The sequence below is a fragment of the Clostridioides sp. ZZV14-6009 genome (genome assembly GCF_020658095.1).
Lineage (GTDB): Bacteria > Bacillota > Clostridia > Peptostreptococcales > Peptostreptococcaceae > Clostridioides.
This window is the reverse complement of the sequence record NZ_JAGWDG010000001.1, coordinates 369054-390951: the sequence shown is the minus strand read 5'-3', so window position 1 is coordinate 390951 and position 21898 is coordinate 369054. Positions and strand designations below refer to the sequence as shown.

At 29.5% G+C, this 21898-nt stretch carries 22 protein-coding genes and 1 riboswitch; of the genes, 2 read left to right on the top strand and 20 right to left on the bottom strand.

Going from position 1 to position 21898, the window contains the following annotated elements:
• Positions 1 to 207: 207 nt before the first annotated feature.
• Positions 208 to 1080, top strand: coding sequence for a LysR family transcriptional regulator (locus tag KGF36_RS01740; RefSeq protein ID WP_227829250.1), 873 nt, complete (start codon positions 208 to 210; stop codon positions 1078 to 1080).
• A gap of 186 nt (positions 1081 to 1266) precedes the next feature.
• Here KGF36_RS01740 and KGF36_RS01735 read toward each other — a convergent pair whose 3' ends face one another.
• The 11 genes from KGF36_RS01735 to KGF36_RS01685 form a co-directional block, all read right to left on the bottom strand.
• Positions 1267 to 1875 (bottom strand): hypothetical protein, encoded by a 609-nt coding sequence (locus tag KGF36_RS01735; RefSeq protein ID WP_227829251.1) that lies wholly within the window; start codon positions 1873 to 1875, stop codon positions 1267 to 1269.
• A gap of 113 nt (positions 1876 to 1988) precedes the next feature.
• Positions 1989 to 3068 (bottom strand): M24 family metallopeptidase, encoded by a 1080-nt coding sequence (locus tag KGF36_RS01730; RefSeq protein ID WP_227829252.1) that lies wholly within the window; start codon positions 3066 to 3068, stop codon positions 1989 to 1991.
• Between the two features lie 353 nt (positions 3069 to 3421).
• On the bottom strand, positions 3422 to 4567 hold the full coding sequence (grdD, locus tag KGF36_RS01725; RefSeq protein ID WP_227829253.1) for a glycine/sarcosine/betaine reductase complex component C subunit alpha: 1146 nt from the start codon (positions 4565 to 4567) through the stop codon (positions 3422 to 3424).
• 10 nt (positions 4568 to 4577) lie between these two features.
• On the bottom strand, positions 4578 to 6110 hold the full coding sequence (gene grdC, locus KGF36_RS01720) for a glycine/sarcosine/betaine reductase complex component C subunit beta (protein ID WP_227829254.1): 1533 nt from the start codon (positions 6108 to 6110) through the stop codon (positions 4578 to 4580).
• A 253-nt stretch (positions 6111 to 6363) separates the two neighbouring features.
• Positions 6364 to 7674, bottom strand: coding sequence for a glycine reductase complex selenoprotein B (gene grdB / locus KGF36_RS01715; protein ID WP_227829255.1), 1311 nt, complete (start codon positions 7672 to 7674; stop codon positions 6364 to 6366).
• A 31-nt stretch (positions 7675 to 7705) separates the two neighbouring features.
• The gene (gene grdA / locus KGF36_RS01710; RefSeq protein ID WP_227829256.1) at positions 7706 to 8179 is read right to left on the bottom strand and encodes a glycine/sarcosine/betaine reductase complex selenoprotein A; all 474 of its coding nucleotides are present in this window, start codon (positions 8177 to 8179) and stop codon (positions 7706 to 7708) included.
• A 134-nt stretch (positions 8180 to 8313) separates the two neighbouring features.
• The gene (locus KGF36_RS01705) at positions 8314 to 9600 is read right to left on the bottom strand and encodes a glycine/sarcosine/betaine reductase component B subunit (protein ID WP_227829257.1); all 1287 of its coding nucleotides are present in this window, start codon (positions 9598 to 9600) and stop codon (positions 8314 to 8316) included.
• Between the two features lie 267 nt (positions 9601 to 9867).
• Positions 9868 to 10185 carry a thioredoxin TrxA gene (gene trxA / locus KGF36_RS01700; RefSeq protein WP_227432681.1) on the bottom strand — a complete coding sequence of 106 codons (318 nt, stop codon included), beginning with the start codon at positions 10183 to 10185 and terminating at the stop codon, positions 9868 to 9870.
• Positions 10186 to 10261: 76 nt separating this feature from the next.
• On the bottom strand, positions 10262 to 11209 hold the full coding sequence (gene trxB / locus KGF36_RS01695) for a thioredoxin-disulfide reductase (protein ID WP_227432680.1): 948 nt from the start codon (positions 11207 to 11209) through the stop codon (positions 10262 to 10264).
• Positions 11210 to 11306: 97 nt separating this feature from the next.
• Entirely contained in the window at positions 11307 to 11678 is a 372-nt protein-coding gene (locus KGF36_RS01690) for a GrdX family protein (RefSeq protein ID WP_227829258.1), read from the bottom strand.
• 103 nt (positions 11679 to 11781) lie between these two features.
• Positions 11782 to 11893, bottom strand: a riboswitch (glycine riboswitch).
• 318 nt (positions 11894 to 12211) lie between these two features.
• Positions 12212 to 13906 (bottom strand): M3 family oligoendopeptidase, encoded by a 1695-nt coding sequence (locus KGF36_RS01685; RefSeq protein WP_227829259.1) that lies wholly within the window; start codon positions 13904 to 13906, stop codon positions 12212 to 12214.
• Positions 13907 to 14414: 508 nt separating this feature from the next.
• Here KGF36_RS01685 and yidA point away from each other — a divergent pair.
• Positions 14415 to 15236, top strand: coding sequence for a sugar-phosphatase (yidA, locus tag KGF36_RS01680; RefSeq protein WP_227829260.1), 822 nt, complete (start codon positions 14415 to 14417; stop codon positions 15234 to 15236).
• A gap of 136 nt (positions 15237 to 15372) precedes the next feature.
• Here the strand turns inward: yidA and saoL are convergent, their stop codons facing one another.
• The 9 genes from saoL to saoD form a co-directional block, all read right to left on the bottom strand.
• Positions 15373 to 16014 carry a MerB-like organometallic lyase SaoL gene (gene saoL, locus KGF36_RS01670; RefSeq protein WP_255287726.1) on the bottom strand — a complete coding sequence of 214 codons (642 nt, stop codon included), beginning with the start codon at positions 16012 to 16014 and terminating at the stop codon, positions 15373 to 15375.
• Between the two features lie 12 nt (positions 16015 to 16026).
• Positions 16027 to 16779, bottom strand: a complete 753-nt coding sequence (gene saoA / locus KGF36_RS01665; RefSeq protein WP_227829263.1) for an ABC transporter ATP-binding protein SaoA — start codon at positions 16777 to 16779, stop codon at positions 16027 to 16029.
• A complete protein-coding gene (gene saoP, locus KGF36_RS01655) occupies positions 16779 to 17585 on the bottom strand; it encodes an ABC transporter permease subunit SaoP (RefSeq protein ID WP_255287727.1) in 807 nt (268 codons plus the stop codon). Before saoP ends, saoA begins: the two co-directional genes overlap by 1 nt.
• A complete protein-coding gene (gene saoB, locus KGF36_RS01650; protein WP_255287728.1) occupies positions 17546 to 18343 on the bottom strand; it encodes an ABC transporter substrate-binding (seleno)protein SaoB in 798 nt (265 codons plus the stop codon). Before saoB ends, saoP begins: the two co-directional genes overlap by 40 nt.
• 4 nt (positions 18344 to 18347) lie before the next feature.
• Complete coding sequence (gene saoX, locus KGF36_RS01640) at positions 18348 to 19436, bottom strand: ABC transporter substrate-binding subunit SaoX (protein ID WP_227829267.1); 1089 nt, start codon at positions 19434 to 19436, stop codon at positions 18348 to 18350.
• Between the two features lie 36 nt (positions 19437 to 19472).
• Positions 19473 to 19931, bottom strand: a complete 459-nt coding sequence (gene saoC / locus KGF36_RS01635; protein WP_227829268.1) for a Cys-Cys-COOH (seleno)protein SaoC — start codon at positions 19929 to 19931, stop codon at positions 19473 to 19475.
• Positions 19924 to 21009, bottom strand: a complete 1086-nt coding sequence (gene saoE, locus KGF36_RS01630; RefSeq protein WP_227829269.1) for an efflux transporter SaoE — start codon at positions 21007 to 21009, stop codon at positions 19924 to 19926. The genes saoC and saoE overlap by 8 nt, the downstream gene beginning before the upstream one ends.
• A 26-nt stretch (positions 21010 to 21035) precedes the next feature.
• Positions 21036 to 21293, bottom strand: a complete 258-nt coding sequence (gene saoT / locus KGF36_RS01625; RefSeq protein WP_255287729.1) for a thioredoxin-like (seleno)protein SaoT — start codon at positions 21291 to 21293, stop codon at positions 21036 to 21038.
• An 86-nt stretch (positions 21294 to 21379) separates the two neighbouring features.
• Complete coding sequence (saoD, locus tag KGF36_RS01620) at positions 21380 to 21712, bottom strand: DsrE-related protein SaoD (RefSeq protein WP_227829271.1); 333 nt, start codon at positions 21710 to 21712, stop codon at positions 21380 to 21382.
• Positions 21713 to 21898 lie beyond the last annotated feature (186 nt).

Sequence of the window (21898 nt, the reverse complement as noted above, 5' to 3'; positions counted from 1 at the left end):
GTTTCAAATAGTTGTTACTTAAATTATGTCAGCTGTTATCTTTTGTTAATTTAATAATAGCACTATTCTTAATAGATTGAAAATATCAAAAACTTATGATATGATAGTTTAAAACTATTCTATTTTTTTACAATAATATACAAAACTTATATTGTTGTTAATTATATACTTGTCACTAATTACATAAATGAAAGGAACTATTAACCAATGAACATAAATTATCTATATTATTTCCAGACTGTTTGTAAATATAAAAACATGACTAAAGCAGCAGAAAGTATTCATATTTCTCAACCATCTATAACCTTAGCTATTAAAGAATTGGAAAAAGAACTCGGTTTTGAACTTTTTTTTAGAATAGGTAATAAAATAGATTTAACTCCTGAGGGGAAGCTCTTCTTAGATAAGGCAAAAAATTTCACGAGACAATTTGAAGATTTTCAAAGTGATGCACTAGATTTAGGAAAAAAAAGAAAAGCATCTCTTAAAATAGGAATTCCTACAGTTTTAGGTACTTTTTTACTTTCAAAGATACTACCTAGATTTAATGTAATTTATCCAGATATTGAGCTTAAAATTTTTGAAGTTCCAACCTTCGTTGGTGCCAAAATGATTGAAGAATCTACACTTGATTTTTGCATTGGTATAATTGATAGTGATATTTATGATGATATAGATTCAAAAACAATCTATAAAACAGAATTATATTTAGTTACAAATCCTAAAAATGAATTAGCAAAACAGTCCATTATTTCAAACTATATGTTGAAAAATATTCCTTTTGTCATACTATCTGAAGGTTCTTATCACTACAAAATTATTACAAAAAGACTTGAGAAGGTTAAACCAAATATAATTTTACACTCAAATCAGCTTTCTACTATTCGTTATTTATTAGAAAATGATTTAGCTTCAACGATACTATATAAAGAAATATTTCAAAATACCGAAAATCTCTGTTCAATTCCTTTAGAACGTGCAATTACTGCTAATATTGGTGTTCTTTGGAGAAAACATCAATATATATCTCATAGTATGAAACTTTTTATTGAATATATGGCTTCTATTCATATAAATTAATATTTCTACATATTATGTAAATACAGCATTATACATATTTTGATAAATATTATAAGTATTTTTGAGTATCAGTATAACAATAAAATATATTATCTTAAAAGAATTACAATGATATACACTCATAACTTAAATATTATTATACTGATACCTTTAATATTAATTTTATCTATTTTAATACTCATATTTTTAATTAGGTTTACTTGGACAACCTAACAAAAAACCCACACATCCAGATACAAAATCTCTCATCTGGGAAATAGTTCCTAGAGATGCGGTTGCTGGTGTTGTAAAATTTCTCACAATAAAAAGTACTATTAATGCTACTACACAAATCACAGTAGCTATAACAATTTGTAATTCACTAGTTTCTCCTTCTTCAATCTCTTCACCATTATTAACAGTCACTTTTTTATCATTATTTTGATAATTGTCACTTTCTAATTCAAATCCAATAGTATTTTTCACATTCATTATATTATTTTGACTTGGTAATTGACCTTTATTAGAAGAATTATCATCTATAAAAATATTTGAATATGCATCCGTATTTGTAACTTTTCTTGAAGCTCTACTTATAAAATTAGCACTTAAAAAGTATCCAAATATCGCTGCTGAAGTAGTTCTTACTACTACATCAATAGTGCTAGTATCTTGTGAATTAACTTCATTTACAAACAAATTGTATATAGATTCAAACATGAGTATTGCCATGACAATTATAAGACATCTATCTATTAATTTAATTTTATACCAGGCTTTTTTTATGTTTTTCATAAACTTATGTTTTTTATTCATAGATATTATCACCTCACATAATAAAATTAAGCCCTCTTTACTAAGATATGTAGAGAGGGCTTAATGGTGAGATTACAATATTATTTTGTGTAAAAAATTATATAAAAATCAAATTATTTGTCTAAAATCATCAAATCTTTAGGGAATTTAGTTAACCTTTCTGGTCCATTTTTTGTAATTAAAACAGTATCTTCTATTCTAACTCCTCCCCATCCTGGGAAGTAAATACCTGGTTCCATTGTTATTATACATCCTTCTTCTATTATTTTATCACCATAATTACCAATAAAAGGTTCTTCATGAACATCTCTTCCAACCCCATGTCCTATCCCTTGATAATAGTAATCTTCATATTTCTTAACAACTTTTCTTATTTCTGCATCTGGAATTGTAGCATGTACACCAGCCTTCATGTTTTCAACTCCAACATCTTGTGCTTCTCTAACTAAATTATAAATCTCTAATTGTTTTTCAGATGCTTCTCCCACTATAAAAGTTCTAGTTGTATCAGAAATATATCCATTGTACATAGCTCCATAATCTATAAGTACAAAGTCACCTTTTTCTATAACCTTGTCACTTGGTTTACCATGAAGTAATGAAGTTTTTGCTCCTGATATCAATATAGTTTCAAATCCTATATTTTGAGCTCCATTCATTTTCATAAAATATTCTAGTTTTGTAGCTAATTCTATTTCAGTAACTCCAGCTTTTATATGTGGAACCAATTCTTCTAACGCTTTATCAGCTATTTCACAAGCTTTCCTTGTATTTTTAATTTCTTCTTCGTCCTTTACATATCTAAGAGTCTCTACAATATTTTCTGTAGGTATCAATTCTCCTCCATCTTGTTCAACTAGATTTTTAAGTTCTTCATATTTATCAAATACGATATTTGTTCTTTCAAATCCAAGCTTTTTTATACCTACTTTATCACATACACTTTTTACAGCTTTTGCCACACTTCTATCAAAATTATGCCAGTTTACAATTTCAAAACCTTTACAAACATTTTCCGCAAGCTCCATATATCTACTATCAGTAACTAAAAAATTTCCATCTTTACAAATAACTGCATATGCTTCTTCATCAGGAAAGCCACTTATGTAATTTACATTCGTTTTTTTTGTTAAGTATAATGCATCAAGTCCCTTAGCTTCTAACAATTCTACTACTTTTTCTACTTTACTCATGATTTTGCCTCCAAAAAATATTTTTTATTTTAATTATATTATACCACTAATAATGTTATTTTTTATCTTATAGATACTTTACTTCTAAAAATTTTTCATATATTATTAATATTATTTATATATTTCCACTGATTTTTTACTTAGCATAAGTAACGACAAATAAAACAGAAATATTATTATGATACAAATTCATGATATTTCTGTTTTATAAGTTATAATTTATAAATATTTAATTATCTTTATATCCTTACTTTGGTAATAAAAATAATATAAGTTGAGTAACAAAAAGAACATATAGTTATAGCCTAAAAGACTATAACTATATGTTCTTCATTTACATGTATAATTTATATTTATTTTGCAGTGTATCCAGCCTTGATTAAAGTTTCAACAGCTAAATCACCTTTAGCATCATTTACAAGAACTATTGGCCCTGTACAACCCATACCACTTTCAGCATAGATTCCATTTTTCCATAGTTCAGATACTGCATCTTCTAAATCCATTATATCAACACCAGCTATTTGACGAGTAACAACCTCTTTATCTGGCATTTTAACTTCTACTTTTTCAGTTTTAACTTCTTTTTTAGTAAGAGAAGCTATAATATCATCAAATTTTGCACCTTTAACTTTTGCAAATTCACTTCTTGCAATATTATTTATTTCTCCCTTTACAACATCATAAGCATATTTTAATGCATTGGCTACTACTGGAGAACCTGATGCTCTCGATACTATAAGTACTCTTCTATCATAGTCTTCTCCAACTCCAGGGCCATACCCAAAGCCTTGAGCTTCATAGTCTCCACCTGTAGTATATGAAGAAAATACTTTCATAAATATATTTCCAGATAATGTATCAGTAACCATAACATCAGGTGCACCTACAAGTAAATCATTACCTCTCATAACACATCCACCATCTGCTCTAATTGAATCCGCAAATTCTATATCATATCCATTATCTTTTAACTCTTTTAAACTTTTTTCAACTTGTCTAGCTCCATCAACATTAAGTATTCCAACTTTTGGGCATTTATTTCCCATTGATTTGGCTGTAGCAATACCATAAATAGCATTTCTTACCATTGCTTCTATTCTATTAGTAGCACTTGTTCCTGTTGTTGTTGCAAGTATCATTTCTTTTCCTTTTGCTGGAGTTATTACTCTACCTACTGTAGATACTCCTATTGGAAAATTATAATGCATAGTAACACAAGCATCTATATATCCTGAGTCTAATAATTCTTCCATTTTTCCATGCATTTCTTTTTCATCATTAACTTCAACTACTTCAAGGTCAGTTTCCACTTTTGGTCCAATAAGTACTATATCAAATAAATTAGATTTTGCTAAGTGTGCACCATTAACCATGTTCTCTACACCATGTTCACTTCCAAGTGTAGTCACACCAATTCTTATTTTTTTGCCAAATTCTCCGCTTTCTATTGCATTAGCTACTTCTAAGAATACATCTGCGATTACTTTTTTTGACATATCCTCACCCCTATTCTTCTAACATATCTAATGCTAGTTTTTTCATAGATTCAGCTATTATCTTCTTAATTTCATCTTTAGATATTCCTGAAGTCTCTTCAGTAACACCTGTATTTCTTTCAGCTATAAAAGATACTCCATCAAATAAATTAGTCATTCTTCCTAAGAATAAACTACCTTTTCCAACTATCATAGCTCTATTTCTATCTCCTGTAGTTAAATCATCTATTAAAAATCCTATATAAGGAGCTCCTGATGGTATATGTCCTTGAGTTGGTGCCCATCCTGGTAATCCTTTATTAGCTACAAAATCTTTTAATTCTTTCTTCTCTAAGTCTCCACGTTTAACAGCAAGTGCACCTATCATTTTGTAGTTTGCTTCTGGAACATCTCCTGCTCCTGCTGGCTTAGTTATATCTGGATTTTGCATTTCAACTGAATATACATCAACATCTGTTATTTTTAAATTAGCTCTATCAAGACCTGAAGTTATAAGTGCTGTCATAACTGCTTGAGGTGAAGAACCAGTTCCCACTGTATGCTTACCTGTTAAGTCAGTTCTTATAACTGGGTTTACACCATCATTTTCAGATACAAGTACTGCAAATCCTCCAACAACATCTTCAAGTACAGGAAGACCTTTTTTAACGTGGTCTTTAGCATTCATTCCAAGTTTAGCACTTGCTCCACCTGCTACTACCATTACATTTTTGTGTATTCCAGATTTTACTAAAGCTGCAGCTTGAATTAATGCATGTGTTGGTGCTGCACAAAATCCTCTTGTATCAGAACCAGTTGCGTTTTGAAGTCCAGCTATTTCAGCTATTGATTTAGCAAAGTTTCCTCCACCTCTTTGGTTTATATCTCCACAAGCTTCTTCTGAACACTCAATAACATAATCTATTTCAGCAGGGTCTATTTTGCTATGTCTTAGCATTTGAATAGCAGATAAAACTCCAGATGCTTTTACTACTAAATTTTCAAACATTGTATGGGCATTTAAGTTAACATCTACATCATGTGCTCTTTTTACATAGCCAACGAATTTTCCATCATGGTATAATCCTTCTGCTATGTGTGTTGCTACTAATTCCTTACCTTCTTCTATATCATCACCCTTTAATTTCCCTACAAATGGTGCAATTTCAGGGTAGTTATTTTCGATTTTTGGTTTTACTTCATCAATAAATTCTTGTGACAACTTTACTAAGTCAAATGCATCACTTATTTGCATTAAAGCTATAAACTCATCTTGAGGCATTATTTCACCAAATTTACCATTTCTAGTTCCCTCAACTTTTTGTTCACACCATGGCATTGGTAAATCTCTTAATTCTTCTGGTCTTCCGTTTCCTATGTAAACTTGATTTGGCATGTAGTTAACTACATCCTCGTAACTTCTTATATGATTACCTACTTCTTGTAAAAATTCTGAATCTGGATTTGTTGCTCTTTCAACTGTACAAGTACTTCCATTTTGCACTATCATATCTGGAGTATGAATAAGTACATAGCCTGCCCCTTTTAAAACTGGATAAGTCATTTTGTGCACCTCCATAAATTTTATGAACACCTAATTTTAATTTCATTAAAGACTTCAATTATTATATTTTTATTTTATTGTATATTTGATTTTATTCTTTTTTTATGTATTTTGGTATTTTTTAAGATTTCATGAATGAATAACTCACATTTACCCATTCATGAAATCTATATTATTTTTTTTGTGTATAGTTATTTTTTATTTTTAGTGTGTGTTTATATTTTTATCTATATAATATATATGTGTGTTATTTTTATTTTTCAAATACTGTTTGACCATCTACTTCTGTAGTTAAAGCGTTTAATGCTTTTTCTACAAGGCCTCTTCTTAGGGCTTTTTCTTCTGTAGGGTCAAGTGCTGGATTTCCAAGTGGATGAGGTATTGCTATAGTTGGAACTATTCTGTTAGCCCCTACTGTTAACGAAATAGGTACTACTGTACACATATGAACTACTGGAAGTCCAGTTTTTTCTATTTCTTTTACCATCGTTGCACCGCAACGAGTACAAGTACCTCATGTAGAAGTTAAGATTACTGCATCTACACCATCAGCTACCAATGCTGCTCCAATTTCAGAAGCATATTTTTTAGAGTTTGCAACAGATGTACCATTACCTACAGTTGTATAGAAAGTTTCATGTAATTTTCCTATTACACCTTCTTTTTCTAAATCTCTAAGAACATCAACAGGTAATACTCTATCTGCATCTAAGTTTGCATATACTGGGTCATATCCACCATGTGCAGTTTCATAAGTTTCTTCTGTTAAATCCATAACTCCTGCTATAGAATAAGTTCCATATTTAGAAGCTGAAGAAGATTCTATTCTATCTGGATTTCCTTTAGGAACTATACCACCAGAAGTAACTAAAGCTATTTTGCATTTTGATAGGTCTTTTACAGGATTACTTGGGTCAACTCTATCAAAGTTTGGCATTGGATATTCAGTTTCAAATGGCTCACCTTTTATTTTCTTAACTAACATGTCAACAGCTCTCTTAGAACCTCTGTCTTCATGGAAGTAGTTAACTCTTATTCCTCTAGCTATGTATCCTTCTTCTTTAGGAGTTCCAATTTCTTCTTCTTTAGCAAGTTTTATTGCAAGTTTAGCTATCTTAGGAAGTGCTTTTCTCATACCTGCTGCAGAATCAGAAGTTTCTACTACATAAACATCCTTTTTGAACATATCTGCACCTGGATTTTCAATGTACATACCTGTTAAAGCTGGTATATTTAAAGCCTCTTTTACAACTTTAGTTATTGTTCCAGCAGCAACTCCGTATCTACCAGCGTTAAATGCAGGCCCAGCTATGAAAAGTTGTGGTTCAAAACCTTTTATCATTGCTAAAACTTCTTCACTTGCACTATCTATATTTTCATTGAAATAACTGTCTCCGCACACTACTGTACCAACTATTTCAATATCTTCACCTAATAATTTATCAAGTTGTAAACTTATTGGAGGTAAAGTTTCTGCCACATGTGGCTTAGTATCAGCTTTTTCTTCTCCACCTATACCAGCAAAGAACTGATTAATATAATGTACTGCTCTTAGTTTTCCCATCTCTTAGTTTCACCCCTTTTGCTTTTAGGCATTAAAATTTGCAAAATTCTTCTCTTATACCAGACATTTCTTCTGCTATTTCTTCAACTTCTAAAACCATTTCCATCATACTTATTTGATCTTCATATACAGTGTCATCAAATAATTCTTTCATTTGCTCCTCTACAACATGGTAAACACTTAATCCTAAGGCAACTCCAGCAAGTGGTCCAGCGAAAGTTGGATCCCCCGCAGTTACTGTTTCGGCTGCAAGACCTGCAGCTTCGGCTTCAGCAGCACCTAGTAAAATCACAACATTTTCAGCTCCGAATTTATCAGCAGCTTCTTTAACTCTGTTTTGATTTTCTAAGTCCATAGCCCCAGCAGCTGTTCAGACAAAGCATTCTGTAGATGAGAAAACAACCTCTGCTCCTTCTACTGTTTTTACACATTCTTCTATTGCAGGTCCTGGTATACCATCACGGTCACCTATTATAAGAACCTTTTTATTACTAAGTAAACTCATAATAATCCTCCTTATTATATTTCTAATTATTTATATATCTATAACATTCATTATGTTTTGATAGATTTATTTACAATCTTTTTAATTGATATTACTCAATCATAATATTACTAAATCGTTTAATGAAATAACTCTTAATATCCTTTAGCAGTTAAATGACCAAATCCTGTTTCATTAGTTGCACCTGTTATAGCTTGTATTTCAACTTCAATAGTTCCATCAGCTTTTAAACTTCCATCAGAACCACCAGCTATTACATCTACTACTTCTAAATGGCCAATTACCTTATCTAACTTAGGAAGTACTACAACTTGGTTAGCATTTCCACCTGTTACAACAGCATCTGCTCTTACATCTGCATCTGCAAGTGATTGAGAACCTCCATCACGTCCAGCATATTCATCTGTAACTATAACTGTTTTCACACCTTGCATTTCTATTTTTTTGCAGTTCATTATAAGGTCAGTATCTGGATTTCCAAAACCTTCTTGTGAAACTATAACTGCATCTAATCCTAAGTATTTACATAGCTTAGAAGTCCAGTTTGAAGATCTTTCTTTATCTGCTAGGTAAACATTTTCATTAGTTATAATTACGCCTACAAAATTTATATCTTTACCATGTCTTGCATATAAGTCTTCAACAACTCCATTGTTTATATGAACATAACTTGGGTTTTTGTCACATGCAGAAACACAGTTACCACTTACAATTGCTCCGTCCATTAATTCTGTTGGATATAATAATGTTGGCACTATTTGTTTTGCATCTACACCATATACATAAGTGTCATGTAATAATCCTTGAGTTTGAAGCATGTAAACATATCCTACTTTTGGAAGTTCTGGATACTCTTTTATTGACTCAAGAAGAGGTTTAGTTTCATATACTGAAACTTCATCTGGAGTAAGATTTCTTGCTGCTTCTCCTAAATACATTGCTGCTTTGAATCCTATCATTCTAACAGCTTTCTCATGAGCATATTGTTTTAAACCATCAATAGGTTCAGCTACTACTACTACATTATTTAATTTAGAAAATGGAGTGTATTTAGCTCCTTCTCCAGTCATATCTACTATACCTTCTTGAAAACCTACTATCTTTCCAGTAGTTACAACAGCTACACCTTTTAAAGCATGAGTTTTTCCTTCTCCTACAGTGTCAACCTTTGATATGATACCTGGGAATATTCCCCCATTACCTTCAACTTTTACTCTTGGCTCAATAACATCTTTTACAGGTGTTATTCTTATGCTTTCACCTGGACGAGCTAATTCTATATCTATAGACTTAATATGCTCATCTCCACCAATTTCTTGTAGCATCTCTTGCTTATTGATGAATAATACTCCATCTTTCACTTCTGTTACATCACCAAATTGAATATCTTTTATAAAGATTTTTCCTAATTCAAGACGCATACTTGCACCTCCTGTTATTTAATTTTGTATATATGCATTTGAGTTTTTCTCAAAGTTATATCAATATTTTCTAACTTATTTTAAAGATGTTTCCATATTATGTTTTTATGTCTTGATATTTGTTTTATTACTAAAAATTCTTTATCGTAAAAAAAATATTTTATCTAAAATTATTTTTTTAACAAACTTAGACATAAAAACCTTTTTATTTTACTTCTAGACTCAAATAGATTTTTTCTTTGTTTTTGTTAATATTATATCAATATATTAAAGATATTTTTTAATCATGTCTTCTATATTAGTAATTGTAGCATCATCCTTAGTAACTTCGTCTACTTTTTCTCCATCTTTGTATATAGCCATAGTTGGAAGTCCTAATACTTTTTGTTTTATCGCTAATCTTCTAGCTTTTGTTGTATCCATTTTACAGAACTTTATTTTATCCCCATAAGTTTCAGCTAATTTATGAACATCTGGCATTAAAGCTTTACAAGGTTCACAACCTTCACTCCAGAAATCAACAAATACAAAACCTTCTGCATTTAAAACTTCTTCATCAAAAGTACTTTTATCTAAATCTAACATTTTCATGTTCCCCCTTGAAATTTTTATTTTATTTTAATATTTTAAATATTATTCATTGACTTTACCTTACAGCTTTTTAGTTTTCAAACTTTTCATCAATATATTTTTCAGCTACTATAGATGCAATTGCTCCATCGTTAGTTGCAGTTACAACCTGTCTTAGAGTCTTAGATCTACAATCACCTGCTGCAAATACACCTGGTATATTAGTTCTCATGTCTTCATCAGTTATTATATAACCTTTTTCATCCATATCAACTTTGCCTTTGAATAAATCAGTTTGAGCATCTAATCCAACGAAAACAAATACTCCCATTGTTCCATCTTCTTCATCTGCAAAGTACTCATGAGTTTCCCCAGTAACTTTGTTTTTAAATACAACTGATTCTAATATTCCATCACCTTTTATTTCTTCTATTACTGTATCTAGTAAAAACTCTATCTTTGGATTAGCCTTTGCTTTTTCTTCAACACTTTTAGCACATCTAAATCCTTGTCTTCTATGTACAATCGTTACTTTTCTAGCAAATTTAGTTAAATACATTGCTTCCTCTAATGCACTGTCTCCTCCACCTACAACAAATACTTCAAAGTCTTCAAAGAAGTCTGCATCACAAGTTGCACAATATGAAACCCCTTTACCAGTAAGTTCTTTTTCTCCTGGACAACCAATTTTTCTTGGTGTTGCTCCTGTTCCTATTATTACTGCTTTTGCTCTATATTCTGCCTTTTGTCCTTTTAAAACTTTTATATCTCCATCTAGTTCAGTATCTACAATATTGTCTCTTAACATTTCTGCTCCGAACTCTTTACATTGCTCAACCATTCTAGCTATTAGACTTGGTCCTGTTGCATTTGGAACTGACCCTGGATAATTTGCAATTTCATGTGTTATTACAATTTGCCCACCAGTCTTATCTTTTTCTAGGATTAGAGTTTTCAACTTTGCTCTTGCTCCATAAAGACCTGCTGCAAGCCCTGCTGGTCCTGAACCAATTATTACTAAGTCATACACATTTTCCATTTTGACTTATCCTCCCCAATTAAATTTCTTAATTTTTATTTAATATTAAATCAGATTTAATATTTAGGCTATTTTAACAACTTTTTAACAAATTCATTTATTCATACTGCATTCTTTGTATTGTATTATAAAATATGTCATAATCGATTACTCTAAAGTCATCTTGAACGCTTTCTGTCCATGCTGGAGTCTTTTTATTATTCTGAAATTTACTTGCAGTGATGATTGCTTCTTCAATTAAGGTTAAAGAGTTTATATCCAAACGATTTCCTTGTTTTAGTATAATTGTTCTATAAGGTGTTTCATTTGGTTTTACACTCCCATATAGTGGATGAGATAAAAGTTCATATCCTTCGTGTATCAAGTCTCTACTTGTTTCTAAGATTCCAATATAAGTTGTATCTTTAAATAAAACTTCTCTGTCTTGAACTTCTTCTTTTACTTTTGGATTATTTGTAATTATTATCATCTTTTTACTCTCTTTCAAACTTTTATTTATTACTCGATAAATAAAAAACAGGAAAAACAAATCTCCCAATTTGTCTTCCCTGTTAAAATCATTTTCAGAGACCCGTCCAAGCACAGTCATCTTTACCTGAGAATTTCATTTAATCTTCTGGGTATGTAAGATTAAATTTGTCCCTTCGGTCGCTTTTTTATAAAGCAGTCTCCCATACTCTTCGCCCGGATTATTATATTTTCAGAAAATTGAAAAGTTAGCAATTTATCTTTTATTTCTATAAATAGCTTTTTTCTATCTCTGTTGACTTAAGTATATAAACATTCTATAAAATTTGCAATAGTTTTTTTATATGTATTTTGTATACATTTTTACCTTTTTTTCCAAATGTTGATATTACATATTTCCTGTATTTTCTTTTTTTTTTAAGTACAAATCTTTTTTGGTTTATTATTTCATATTGATTAAAAATATAACCATTTTTGTAAGAAAGATATTTTTTTTAAATTTTTGCTCTTACAGAATAAATTTCTCATAATTTTTTACAAATTGATGTCATTTATTTCATCAAACCATGATTTTACATCGTCTATAACAGATTTTATACAGTCATTATTAAATGGAGAATATAGATTTCCTATACTTACAATATCTAAAAATGACTTTGTTCCACCTACTTTACAGATGTTTATATAATCATTCCATCCAGATTCTTTGTCTTTAATCATTTTTTTCCAGAATTGTAATGCACAAATTTGAGCTAATGCGTAGTCTATATAGTAAAAAGGATTTTTAAATATGTGACCTTGTTTAAACCACCAGCAACCTCGTTCTAAAAAAGAATTATCATCATACTTTCTATGTGGTAAGTATTTTTTTTCTAAAAATCTCCATATTTCTTTTCTTTTTGATTTGTCGATATTAGGATTTTTATAAATATAATGCTGAAATTCATCAACAACTACTCCATATGGTATAAACTTAATTGCAGATGATAAATGAGTAAACTTGTACTTATCTGTATCTTCCTTAAAAAATAACTCCATCCATGGCCATGTTATAAATTCCATACTCATTGAATGAATTTCGCAACTATCCAGTGTAGGAAAATTAATCTCTGGCATTTCAATCCATCTAGACATATACAATTGAAATGCATGACCTGCCTCATGCGTCAATACATCTATATCATCAGATGTTTGATTAAAGTTAGAAAAAATAAATGGTGACTTATAATCCGGTACATAAGTACAGTATCCACCAGCCCCTTTTCCTTTCTTTGTTTCTAAATCCATAAGTTCATTTTTCAACATAAAATCAAAAAATTCATCAGTTTCTTTAGATAATTCAGCATACATTCTTTTTCCATTTTCAATTATGTATTCTGAATTACCCTTTAAAGTTGCATTTCCTGTTAAAAATTCTAAGTCTTCATCTATGTAACTCAAAGATTCTAGACCTATTCTTTTAGCTTGCTTTTCATAAAGTTCATCAGCCAGTGGCACAATATATTTTAGTACTTGTTTTCTAAAATTTTCAATCCTATCTTCTCTGTAATTACTTCTCATCATTCTAATATATCCAAGCTCTACAAAGTTTTTAAAACCTAGTTTTTTTGCTATTTTATCTCTCAGTTTAACTAATTTATCAAATATATCATCAAATTTAGATTCATTTTCTTCAAAGAAATTATAATATACCTTATTTGCTAATTTTCTTGTTTTTCTAGACCTAGAACACATAAACATTCCCATTCCAGATAAGTTTCTTTCTTCTCCTACAAACATTATCTGTGCAGATGCTAAAAGTTTAGTATACTCTGAACACAATTTATTTTCTTCTTGTAATTCCTTTATTATCTCTTTGGAAAAACTTTTTAAAGAGTAATCCACTATTGTAAAAAATTGTTCTCCAAATTCTTTTTTCAAATTAGATTTAAATTTTGAATTTGCTATAGCATTATAAAAATATGTATTTAATTCTTCATATAAAGGCATGTATTCATCCCAATAATTTTTTTCCTCTTGATAGAGTTTATCAAGAGTGTTTATACTGTATCTTATAGATGATATGTTTGACAACGTTTCTATTTTATTTCTCAACAAATTAATTTTATGTATATTTTCTTGTTGTTCATCATAACAACAAGAATTATCTATTTCTTCTACACACTTTAAAAACTCTTTTTTTATACTATTATAATTTGGTCTTTCATACTTAAACTCTGAAAACTTCATTTAAAACTCTCCTTTATAAATTTGTTCTTTATATTTATAAATATAGTTTTATATGTATTACATGCTATTATTTACATGTATTACATACTACTATGACTTTATAACTCATTATTTTGAATAACATTTACATTGTAATCATGTTGAATAATAACATATGATTATTGTAATTACAATATTTTATAGAATAAAACTAATTACTGTACAAACTTTAATAAAGTTTGTATATAAAACTATTAACCTTTATAATAGAAGCTTATATCTATATTAAAATGCAAACGATACCATTTTTTATAGATAACATTTATATACTCATAAAAGATACAATATTACATGAATATGTTATATAAATAATAAATTTATCAAAAAATTAATACTATTAAACTTTCTAAATTGCTTATCTCTTGGTATAATAATATACACATTAAATTTTCTACTGAAATTTTGTTCAACACTAGCTGTGTCAACGTTTTCATTAGAAAATTGAGGATATAATTTACTGGAGGTTGATATGTACAGATTAATCGCACTAGATATTGATGGAACAATATTAAATACAAAAAGAAAAGTTACTCCTGAAGTATTTGAATCTATTCAAGAAGCAAAGAAGGCTGGAGCTAAAGTAGTTATAACAACAGGTAGACCCCTTCCTGGTGTCAAAGGACTTTTAAATCAGTTAAATCTAACAGATGAAGGTGATTATGTTATATGCTTCAATGGAGCTATGATTCAAGAGGTTAAAAGTGAAAAAATAATACATGATGTAGAGATGACTTTAGACGACTTTGATTTTATATACAACAATGTTTGTAAAAAATATAATACCAAAATACACATAAATACAATGACAAATTTAGTTACGCCAAACGAAACTCCTGGTAAGTACACACTTCATGAAGCTAAATTGAATGATATAGAAGTTAAATATATACACAAAGATAAAATTGATAAATCTATTAAAATCTGTAAGGTTATGATAGTTGATGAACCAGAAAGATTAGAAGAAATTATAAAACAACTTCCTAAGAATTTATTCAATAGATATACTATAGTAAGGTCTGCCCCTTTTTATTTAGAATTTTTAGGTAAAACTACTAATAAGGGTACCGCACTTCAAACATTATGTAATAATCTAAATATACCTATAGAAAATGCTATTGCTGTTGGTGATGAAGAGAATGACCAACATATGATAAAATATGCAGGACTTGGTGTGGCTATGGGAAATGCACGTAGTAGCATAAAAGAAATTGCTGATTATGTTACTGATACCAACAATGAAAATGGAGTTGCAAAGGTTATAAACAAATATATACTTAATAAAGCTATCTAAATACCTAAAAAAACTAAAAATATCCCTTTAGATTTAAATCCATCTTGTATATATGTCAAATACTAATAATGTATATTACTGATATTATATAGTGTTTTTGTCTAAAGGATATTTTTAGTTTTTGATAGATGTATTCTTATACTAATACTTTTTGTTCAAGTTTAAATATTTTATATGACTCTACTATTGCTTCATTAATATCCAAACAATATATATTTTCATCATCTGATAATCCTGCTTCTTTTGTCCACGCATCAAAATCATTCTTCGTCCAGAAGAAATTCATTACATTTCAGCAACTTGCTGCCCAATTTGAATGCTTATCAAGGTTTATATGAAGCACTCTTAAATCTGGATTGTTTACATATTCAATTTTTTCATCTTTTATAAATATTTCTATTTCTTTACCTGTGGCACTACAAATAGAATTTATTCTCACATCTCGATTAAATGTACAAGAAGTTCCTATTGCATCTATAGCACACATTGCACTAAAGCTTCGATTATCACTTAATATAACTTTATGATTAGTAGGTAATGCTGATACTGGATATATAAAATTTATACTATCTCCATCAACAACCATTATATTTTTATCAATAAAATGTTTTAGTGTAGTTTCTAGATATTCTTTTTCTAAATTTAAATTTTCACTTATATGTTCAATTACTTCTTTAAGTGTAACACTAGAACATTTATCTATTATCATATCCATAATATATATTCTTATTTTTCGTTGTGTATCATCTAAACTATTGTATTTTTCTATTTGACTCATTTCTACTCCTCTTTAAACATCATAACATTTTGACAAAATGTCAGTTAATTTATTCTTATATTCTTCATATTCTTGACTCCCTCTAGCCCTAGGTCTTGGAATATCTATATTTATATCGTCAAGAATCCTTCCCTTATCCCTTGACATTACTATAACTCTATCACTCATATATACAGCTTCATCAACATCATGAGTTACCATTAATGCAGTTATTTTCTTTTTTGTCCATATTCTTTCAAGTTCTTCTTGTAAGTTTTGTCTCATTTGAAAATCAACTGCTCCTAGTGGTTCATCCATTAATAATACTTCAGGATTACATGCTAAAGCTCTTATCATAGCAACTCTTTGTTTCATTCCTCCAGACAATTGATGAGGAAACAGCTTTTCTTTCCCTTTTAAATCAGACATAACCAAAAGCTCTTCCAACATTTCTTCTCTCTTTTCTTTTGGTATTTTCTGTTGTTTCATAGGAAATAGAACATTGCCTCTTATAGTCTTCCACGGAAATAGAGCGTAGTTTTGAAATATAAAAGCTCTATCTATACCTGGTTTTTTAACTTTTTTATCATTTATAAAAACATCTCCACTCTCTGCCTTTTGAAATCCACCTATTATAGTAAGTAAAGTTGTTTTTCCACATCCTGATGGTCCTAAAAGACAAACAAATTGACCATTTTCTATATCTATACTTATATCTTCCAAAACCTTTGTATGTACTTTGCTATTTACAAATGTTTTATTTATATCTCTAACACTTAATTTCATTAATCTGCAAACCTCCATCTACAAAGGATTTTATTTATAAATTTTAGTACTCTATCTATTATAAATCCTATTAAAGCTGCAAATATCATAAGCCCAATTAATACATCTGTATGCATCAATGTCTGAGCTTGTACCATGGAGTAACCGAGACCGGCACTCGTAGCTATGAACTCAGCTCAGATAACAGACATCCATCCTGTACTTATAGCAATTCTTGAACCAGTCAATATATCTGGAAGAGATGCTGGTACTATTACATTTGCAAATATTACAATTGGTGATGCTCCCATACTTCTAGCTGCATTATAATAATCCTTTGATATTGCTCTTACACCTTGAATAGTATTTAAAATTATGGGAAAAACACCTGAAAAAGCTATTAAAAATATTGTTGGACCATCTCCTATACCAAACCATACTATTGTAAGAGGAACCCATGCCATTATAGGAACTTGTCTTACAGAATCTACTACTGGAGATAAAAGCTTTTCAAAAGTCTTAGAAAATCCCATAATAAATCCTATTGGAAGTCCAAACAATAATGCATACATAAATCCTTTAAGCACTCTTTGCAATGTTATAAACAGATTAGTCACTGTCTCTGCATCTGTCACACAGTAAAAGAAACCTTTTATTACATCTACTGGCATTGGGAGTAATAAAGAACTCCCTATATCTTTTGCTGCAAAATGCCAGGCTAAAAATATAATAACTAAGAGTATTATTTTATATAAAATGTCCATACTACTTTTAGATTTATTCTTAGCTATTCTATCTCCTCTATCTTTAGAAATTTTAATTTCCAACTTCTTATTTCCTCCATATCTATATTTCTTATATTCTTATACTCTTTTAATGATTTCTTAAATATAGCTTCATGCTTTAAATCATCAACACTTTTATTGTATAGTTTTATAAAATCACTATACGACTTGCTTTTCTTAAACTCCTTATTCACAACTAATACATATGTATCATAGTCACCTAATTCAGCTGTAGATTTTTTTTCGCCTTCTAACCCAATTGCTTTTATGCAATCTATTACAACACCATCTACTAAATTACTTTCTAGTCCATATGCTAGTGCTGTCCCTAATAATGGAGAAACTTTTATATTTTCATAGTATTTTTTTACTAATTCAGATTGATAATTTCTATTTTGAATTATTCCTATTTTTTGAGGATTGTTCTTCTTTAATAAAAATATATCTGAATTTTGAACTACTGTACCAACAATTTCAAACTCACTCGTTGCATTTACATACTGCTTTGCTGCATCTTTACATATGATTGCTATATCTATTTCCTCTGAACTCAGAGCCCATTGCATTGTACTTGCTCAGCAATCATTAATTGTAAAAGTCTCCATTACATCGCTTACTTTTATGTTTTCAAAGTAATCTTTATTTATCATATAATTTATTACAAAACCAGAGGTATCATCAGATACCCCTATTCTTAATTTTCCTTTTATTTCTTCTTTATCTTCAAAATTAAAAAATATTATAAATATACTTCCTAAAATAATGATAAAAAGTATTATTATATTTTTTATTCTCTCCATTTACTTATAATACCTTTGCCTTCCAATCTTCATAACTCATGCCTTCTGGAAACTCTGGATTAACTTTTTCTTTTATAAACTTATCGAAATCGTCTGCCCCACAAGAATCTAATAAACTTGTATCAATTGTATCTTCATATTTAGGTATATCATCTAATGCCTTTAAATCTTTATACATTTGTAAATTGTTTTTATATTCTTCTCCTGTAACTTTCCAAGTAAGCGTTCTACCTTCTCCAACTGTCTTTTTATAAATAGTTCTAAGTGCAACTTCTTCTTCTACATTATAATATTTTGCAAATATTTTAGCTGCTTCTGCTGGATTTGTATATATATATTCTATTGCTTTAGTATGAGCTAAAACCAATTGTTTTGCTAAATCTGGATGCTCTTTTATAAAGTTTTTATTCAATGAGAATGAGCAACAGTTATATTCTTTATCATTAGCTTTTTCTTTATATTGAGTTGATGCTATTATTTTTCCTACTCCATCATTTTCAGCTACAGAACCCCAAGGGTCACAAGATGTAAATGCTTGTATCTTTCCAGTTTTAAGAGCTAAATATTTATCTTTATCTGAATCCATATTTACAACTTCATATTTTGATGAATCAGTTGGTAATCCTGTTTCTGGTCCATAATCACTTGTCCATAAGAAATCACTCATATCTGTTGCAATTTTTTTACCCACTAAATCCTTAGGCTCTTTTATATCATTTGAAACTATTAGATATTCAGACCCACCTGTGTGATTATTTGCTGCTATTGTTATTGGTGAACCTTTAGGTATGGCTCCTACTAGCCCCTTTGTTCCTATATAACCAGCATCCATCTTACCTGCTGCCATGGCTTCAGGAACTTTACCATTCCCAACAGTTTTTACATTAAGACCTAAATCTTTATATATTCCTGCTGCTTCTGCTACTGGTCCAGCTGTCATATGGTCACAATTATAATACCCTACTGTTATCGCATAATCATCATTTCCAGCTTTTTTCCCCTCTTCTTTCGGTTTACTGCTACATCCAGTTAGTATAGATGCTCCCATTACACTAACTAAGATTAATGCTTGAATCTTTTTAGATACTTTCATTTCAATTTCCCACCTTATTATGTATTATTTTTATTTTTAGCAACACTTGTCCATATCTTCTCCAAATAAATCAACAAGTTTTTTACCCTCTACTCTGTAAATAGCGTATCCTACATTGCCATTTTTAGAACCTGACACTATTACTTCTATTGGTGGCTTCTCATCAATATTTTTAAAAGTTATAGTTTGATTCTCTATAGGTGCTGGTATTGGTTTTGTTATATAATGACCATCTTTATCAGAAACTACCACTACCATTTCATTTGAATTATTACCTTTTTTATATATAACTACTAAATCTTTTTTTCCATCATTGTTTAAGTCTTCTTCAGCACAAGTTATTATATCTTCCTTATAATTTTTCTTGAAATATTTTAATGTTTCTTGATTTACATTTGGAATAGAGTCATTTTGTTTAAGGTTATCATCAACTACCCTTGATAAAACTATTAATGCAATCACTACACATGATATTATAAGTACCTTTTTAAGCATGATTTCCTATGACCTCTTTCATCTTTGGTATTACTGCTTTAAGTGCAAATAAAATAATTAAAATAGTACATATATATTCAAAACTATCTGGTATATTTAACATTAGTTTATTTGCTAATTGTATTGAAGAATTTGTTGTCTCTAAATTCACAGTATTGTTGTTTGCCAAAAGTAAATTTGTTATATAACCTATTATTATTGAACAGAGTGTTAGCGTAACTGAATATATAACAACAGTTCTTTTTCCAATAAGTTTACACATGCTTATAAGTTCTGGTAAGTTTGTCGCTGCCCCAGCTATCAAAAATGTTATGGCTATCCCAGGAGATGCTCCACTTGCAACAAGAGCTGCTATAAATGGAATATGTCCTACAGCACATACATACATAACACATGCAAGTATTGAGATACTTCCAAGAGATAGTAAACCTGGATTTCCTAAATATTTTTGAATTATACTATTTGGAAAAATTGTTGTTATAAATCCGGCAAAAAGCATCCCCATTATTACATATTTACTAATAGTAAGTGCTAACTCTCCAAAAGACCATTTAAGCCCATCAATCATATTTTCTATAAAACTTCTCTTTTCTTCTTCTAATTCTATAGCTTCTTCATCTGAGCCCTTTTGCAGAAATAATTCTTCTTTTCCAAAAGTATTCCCCAAAACTCCTACTAAAAATGGTACTAAAAATCCAGATATAAGATAAATGATTGTGATTTTAGGTCCCAAAAGGCCTAAGCAAAGAACTACAGCTATTGGATTTATTATTGGAGTTGATGTCATAAAGGCAAGTACTGGCCCTAAGTATGCTCCCGAATAATACATACTTATCCCCAATGGTATTACACCACAACTGCAAATTGGTAAAAACATCCCTGAAATAGTGCTTTTAATCAAAGAAGAAAAATTCTTATTTCCAAGTTGTTTTTGAAACCTTTTTGGCGTTAAAACATTGTGAAGAACTCCTGCCAATACAAAACTTATCATAAGCCATCCCGATGCTCCATTTAGTGTAACTATAGAAGCTACTATAGTGTTTTTCACTCCACTTAAAACAATTTCTAATATATTCATTTTTACTGCTCCTAATTTTTAAACTTTTAACTATTATTTATAGCTTCTACTATTGCTTTTTCGATGGTATCTTTATTTAATCTATCGTACTTCTTTTTTTGGTTTATTATCAATGTTCCTTTTGTTATGATTCCATACTTCTTGACATATGAGAAATCCTTACCTGCTTGGTAAAGTTTTACGTCTAATTTATCAGTATACTTCTCAGATATTTTTTTTATAAACACTCCATGCTCATCACAAGATGGTCAAGTATTTATGAATTCAACTAAAATTTTAGCCATTTGTCCATCCCCTACTCTAAACAATTTATCTTTTACTTAAAATAATCCACAGAAAATTTTTTCTATGGATTGTATACCTCAAGATTTTATAATGTTATAACTTGGTCCACACCTGCACCACCTAAACAAGCATATAAATTTGGGAAACATCCAATTGTAGCTCCATCAACCAAGTTATCCTCTATACCTCTTTCTATAGCACACTGGTCACAAGCCATTATTATCATATCTGTCTTTTCATGTAATTTACTTAATCTTTCTCCTACTGGATTATCTTTAGACAAAAATAAGGTGTTATCCATAAAGAAAAACATACCTAAGACATCTACTCCATGAGTTCCTTGTTCTAATTGTGGTATTATCATTTTGTCTAGAATTTTATGTGCGTTAGTACTACTAAAAATATAAGCTACTTTCATTTTTATTCCCCCTATACTTTTTCATCTAAATTTTATACAAAATTTTACATATGTAATTATATTATAAGTTTATTCGTATTTATCTGTAAAATTGATAATAACTATATTATGAAAGTTGTATATAGCGTTTATCTATATTTATTCAATTACTTTTTTATTATTTTGTCTTTTCAGTTAACTTTAATA

What these genes read in the sequence shown, in the direction of transcription:
- saoA (WP_227829263.1), bottom strand. Translation starts at nt 16,779, where the DNA reads ATGAAATTAAGTGTTAGAGATATAAATAAAACATTTGTAAATAGCAAA.
- KGF36_RS01690 (WP_227829258.1), bottom strand. Translation starts at nt 11,678, where the DNA reads ATGATAATAATTACAAATAATCCAAAAGTAAAAGAAGAAGTTCAAGAC.
- saoC (WP_227829268.1), bottom strand. Translation starts at nt 19,931, where the DNA reads ATGCTTAAAAAGGTACTTATAATATCATGTGTAGTGATTGCATTAATA.
- KGF36_RS01730 (WP_227829252.1), bottom strand. Translation starts at nt 3,068, where the DNA reads ATGAGTAAAGTAGAAAAAGTAGTAGAATTGTTAGAAGCTAAGGGACTT.
- saoD (WP_227829271.1), bottom strand. Translation starts at nt 21,712, where the DNA reads ATGAAAGTAGCTTATATTTTTAGTAGTACTAACGCACATAAAATTCTA.
- saoX (WP_227829267.1), bottom strand. Translation starts at nt 19,436, where the DNA reads ATGAAAGTATCTAAAAAGATTCAAGCATTAATCTTAGTTAGTGTAATG.
- trxB (WP_227432680.1), bottom strand. Translation starts at nt 11,209, where the DNA reads ATGGAAAATGTGTATGACTTAGTAATAATTGGTTCAGGACCAGCAGGG.
- KGF36_RS01685 (WP_227829259.1), bottom strand. Translation starts at nt 13,906, where the DNA reads ATGAAGTTTTCAGAGTTTAAGTATGAAAGACCAAATTATAATAGTATA.
- grdD (WP_227829253.1), bottom strand. Translation starts at nt 4,567, where the DNA reads ATGTCAAAAAAAGTAATCGCAGATGTATTCTTAGAAGTAGCTAATGCA.
- saoE (WP_227829269.1), bottom strand. Translation starts at nt 21,009, where the DNA reads ATGAATATATTAGAAATTGTTTTAAGTGGAGTGAAAAACACTATAGTA.
- grdC (WP_227829254.1), bottom strand. Translation starts at nt 6,110, where the DNA reads ATGACTTATCCAGTTTTAAAAGGGGCAGGCTATGTACTTATTCATACT.
- KGF36_RS01735 (WP_227829251.1), bottom strand. Translation starts at nt 1,875, where the DNA reads ATGAATAAAAAACATAAGTTTATGAAAAACATAAAAAAAGCCTGGTAT.
- trxA (WP_227432681.1), bottom strand. Translation starts at nt 10,185, where the DNA reads ATGTTAGATTTAGATAAAAGTACTTTTGATGAAGAAGTTTTAAATGCA.
- KGF36_RS01705 (WP_227829257.1), bottom strand. Translation starts at nt 9,600, where the DNA reads ATGCGTCTTGAATTAGGAAAAATCTTTATAAAAGATATTCAATTTGGT.
- KGF36_RS01740 (WP_227829250.1), top strand. Translation starts at nt 208, where the DNA reads ATGAACATAAATTATCTATATTATTTCCAGACTGTTTGTAAATATAAA.
- yidA (WP_227829260.1), top strand. Translation starts at nt 14,415, where the DNA reads ATGTACAGATTAATCGCACTAGATATTGATGGAACAATATTAAATACA.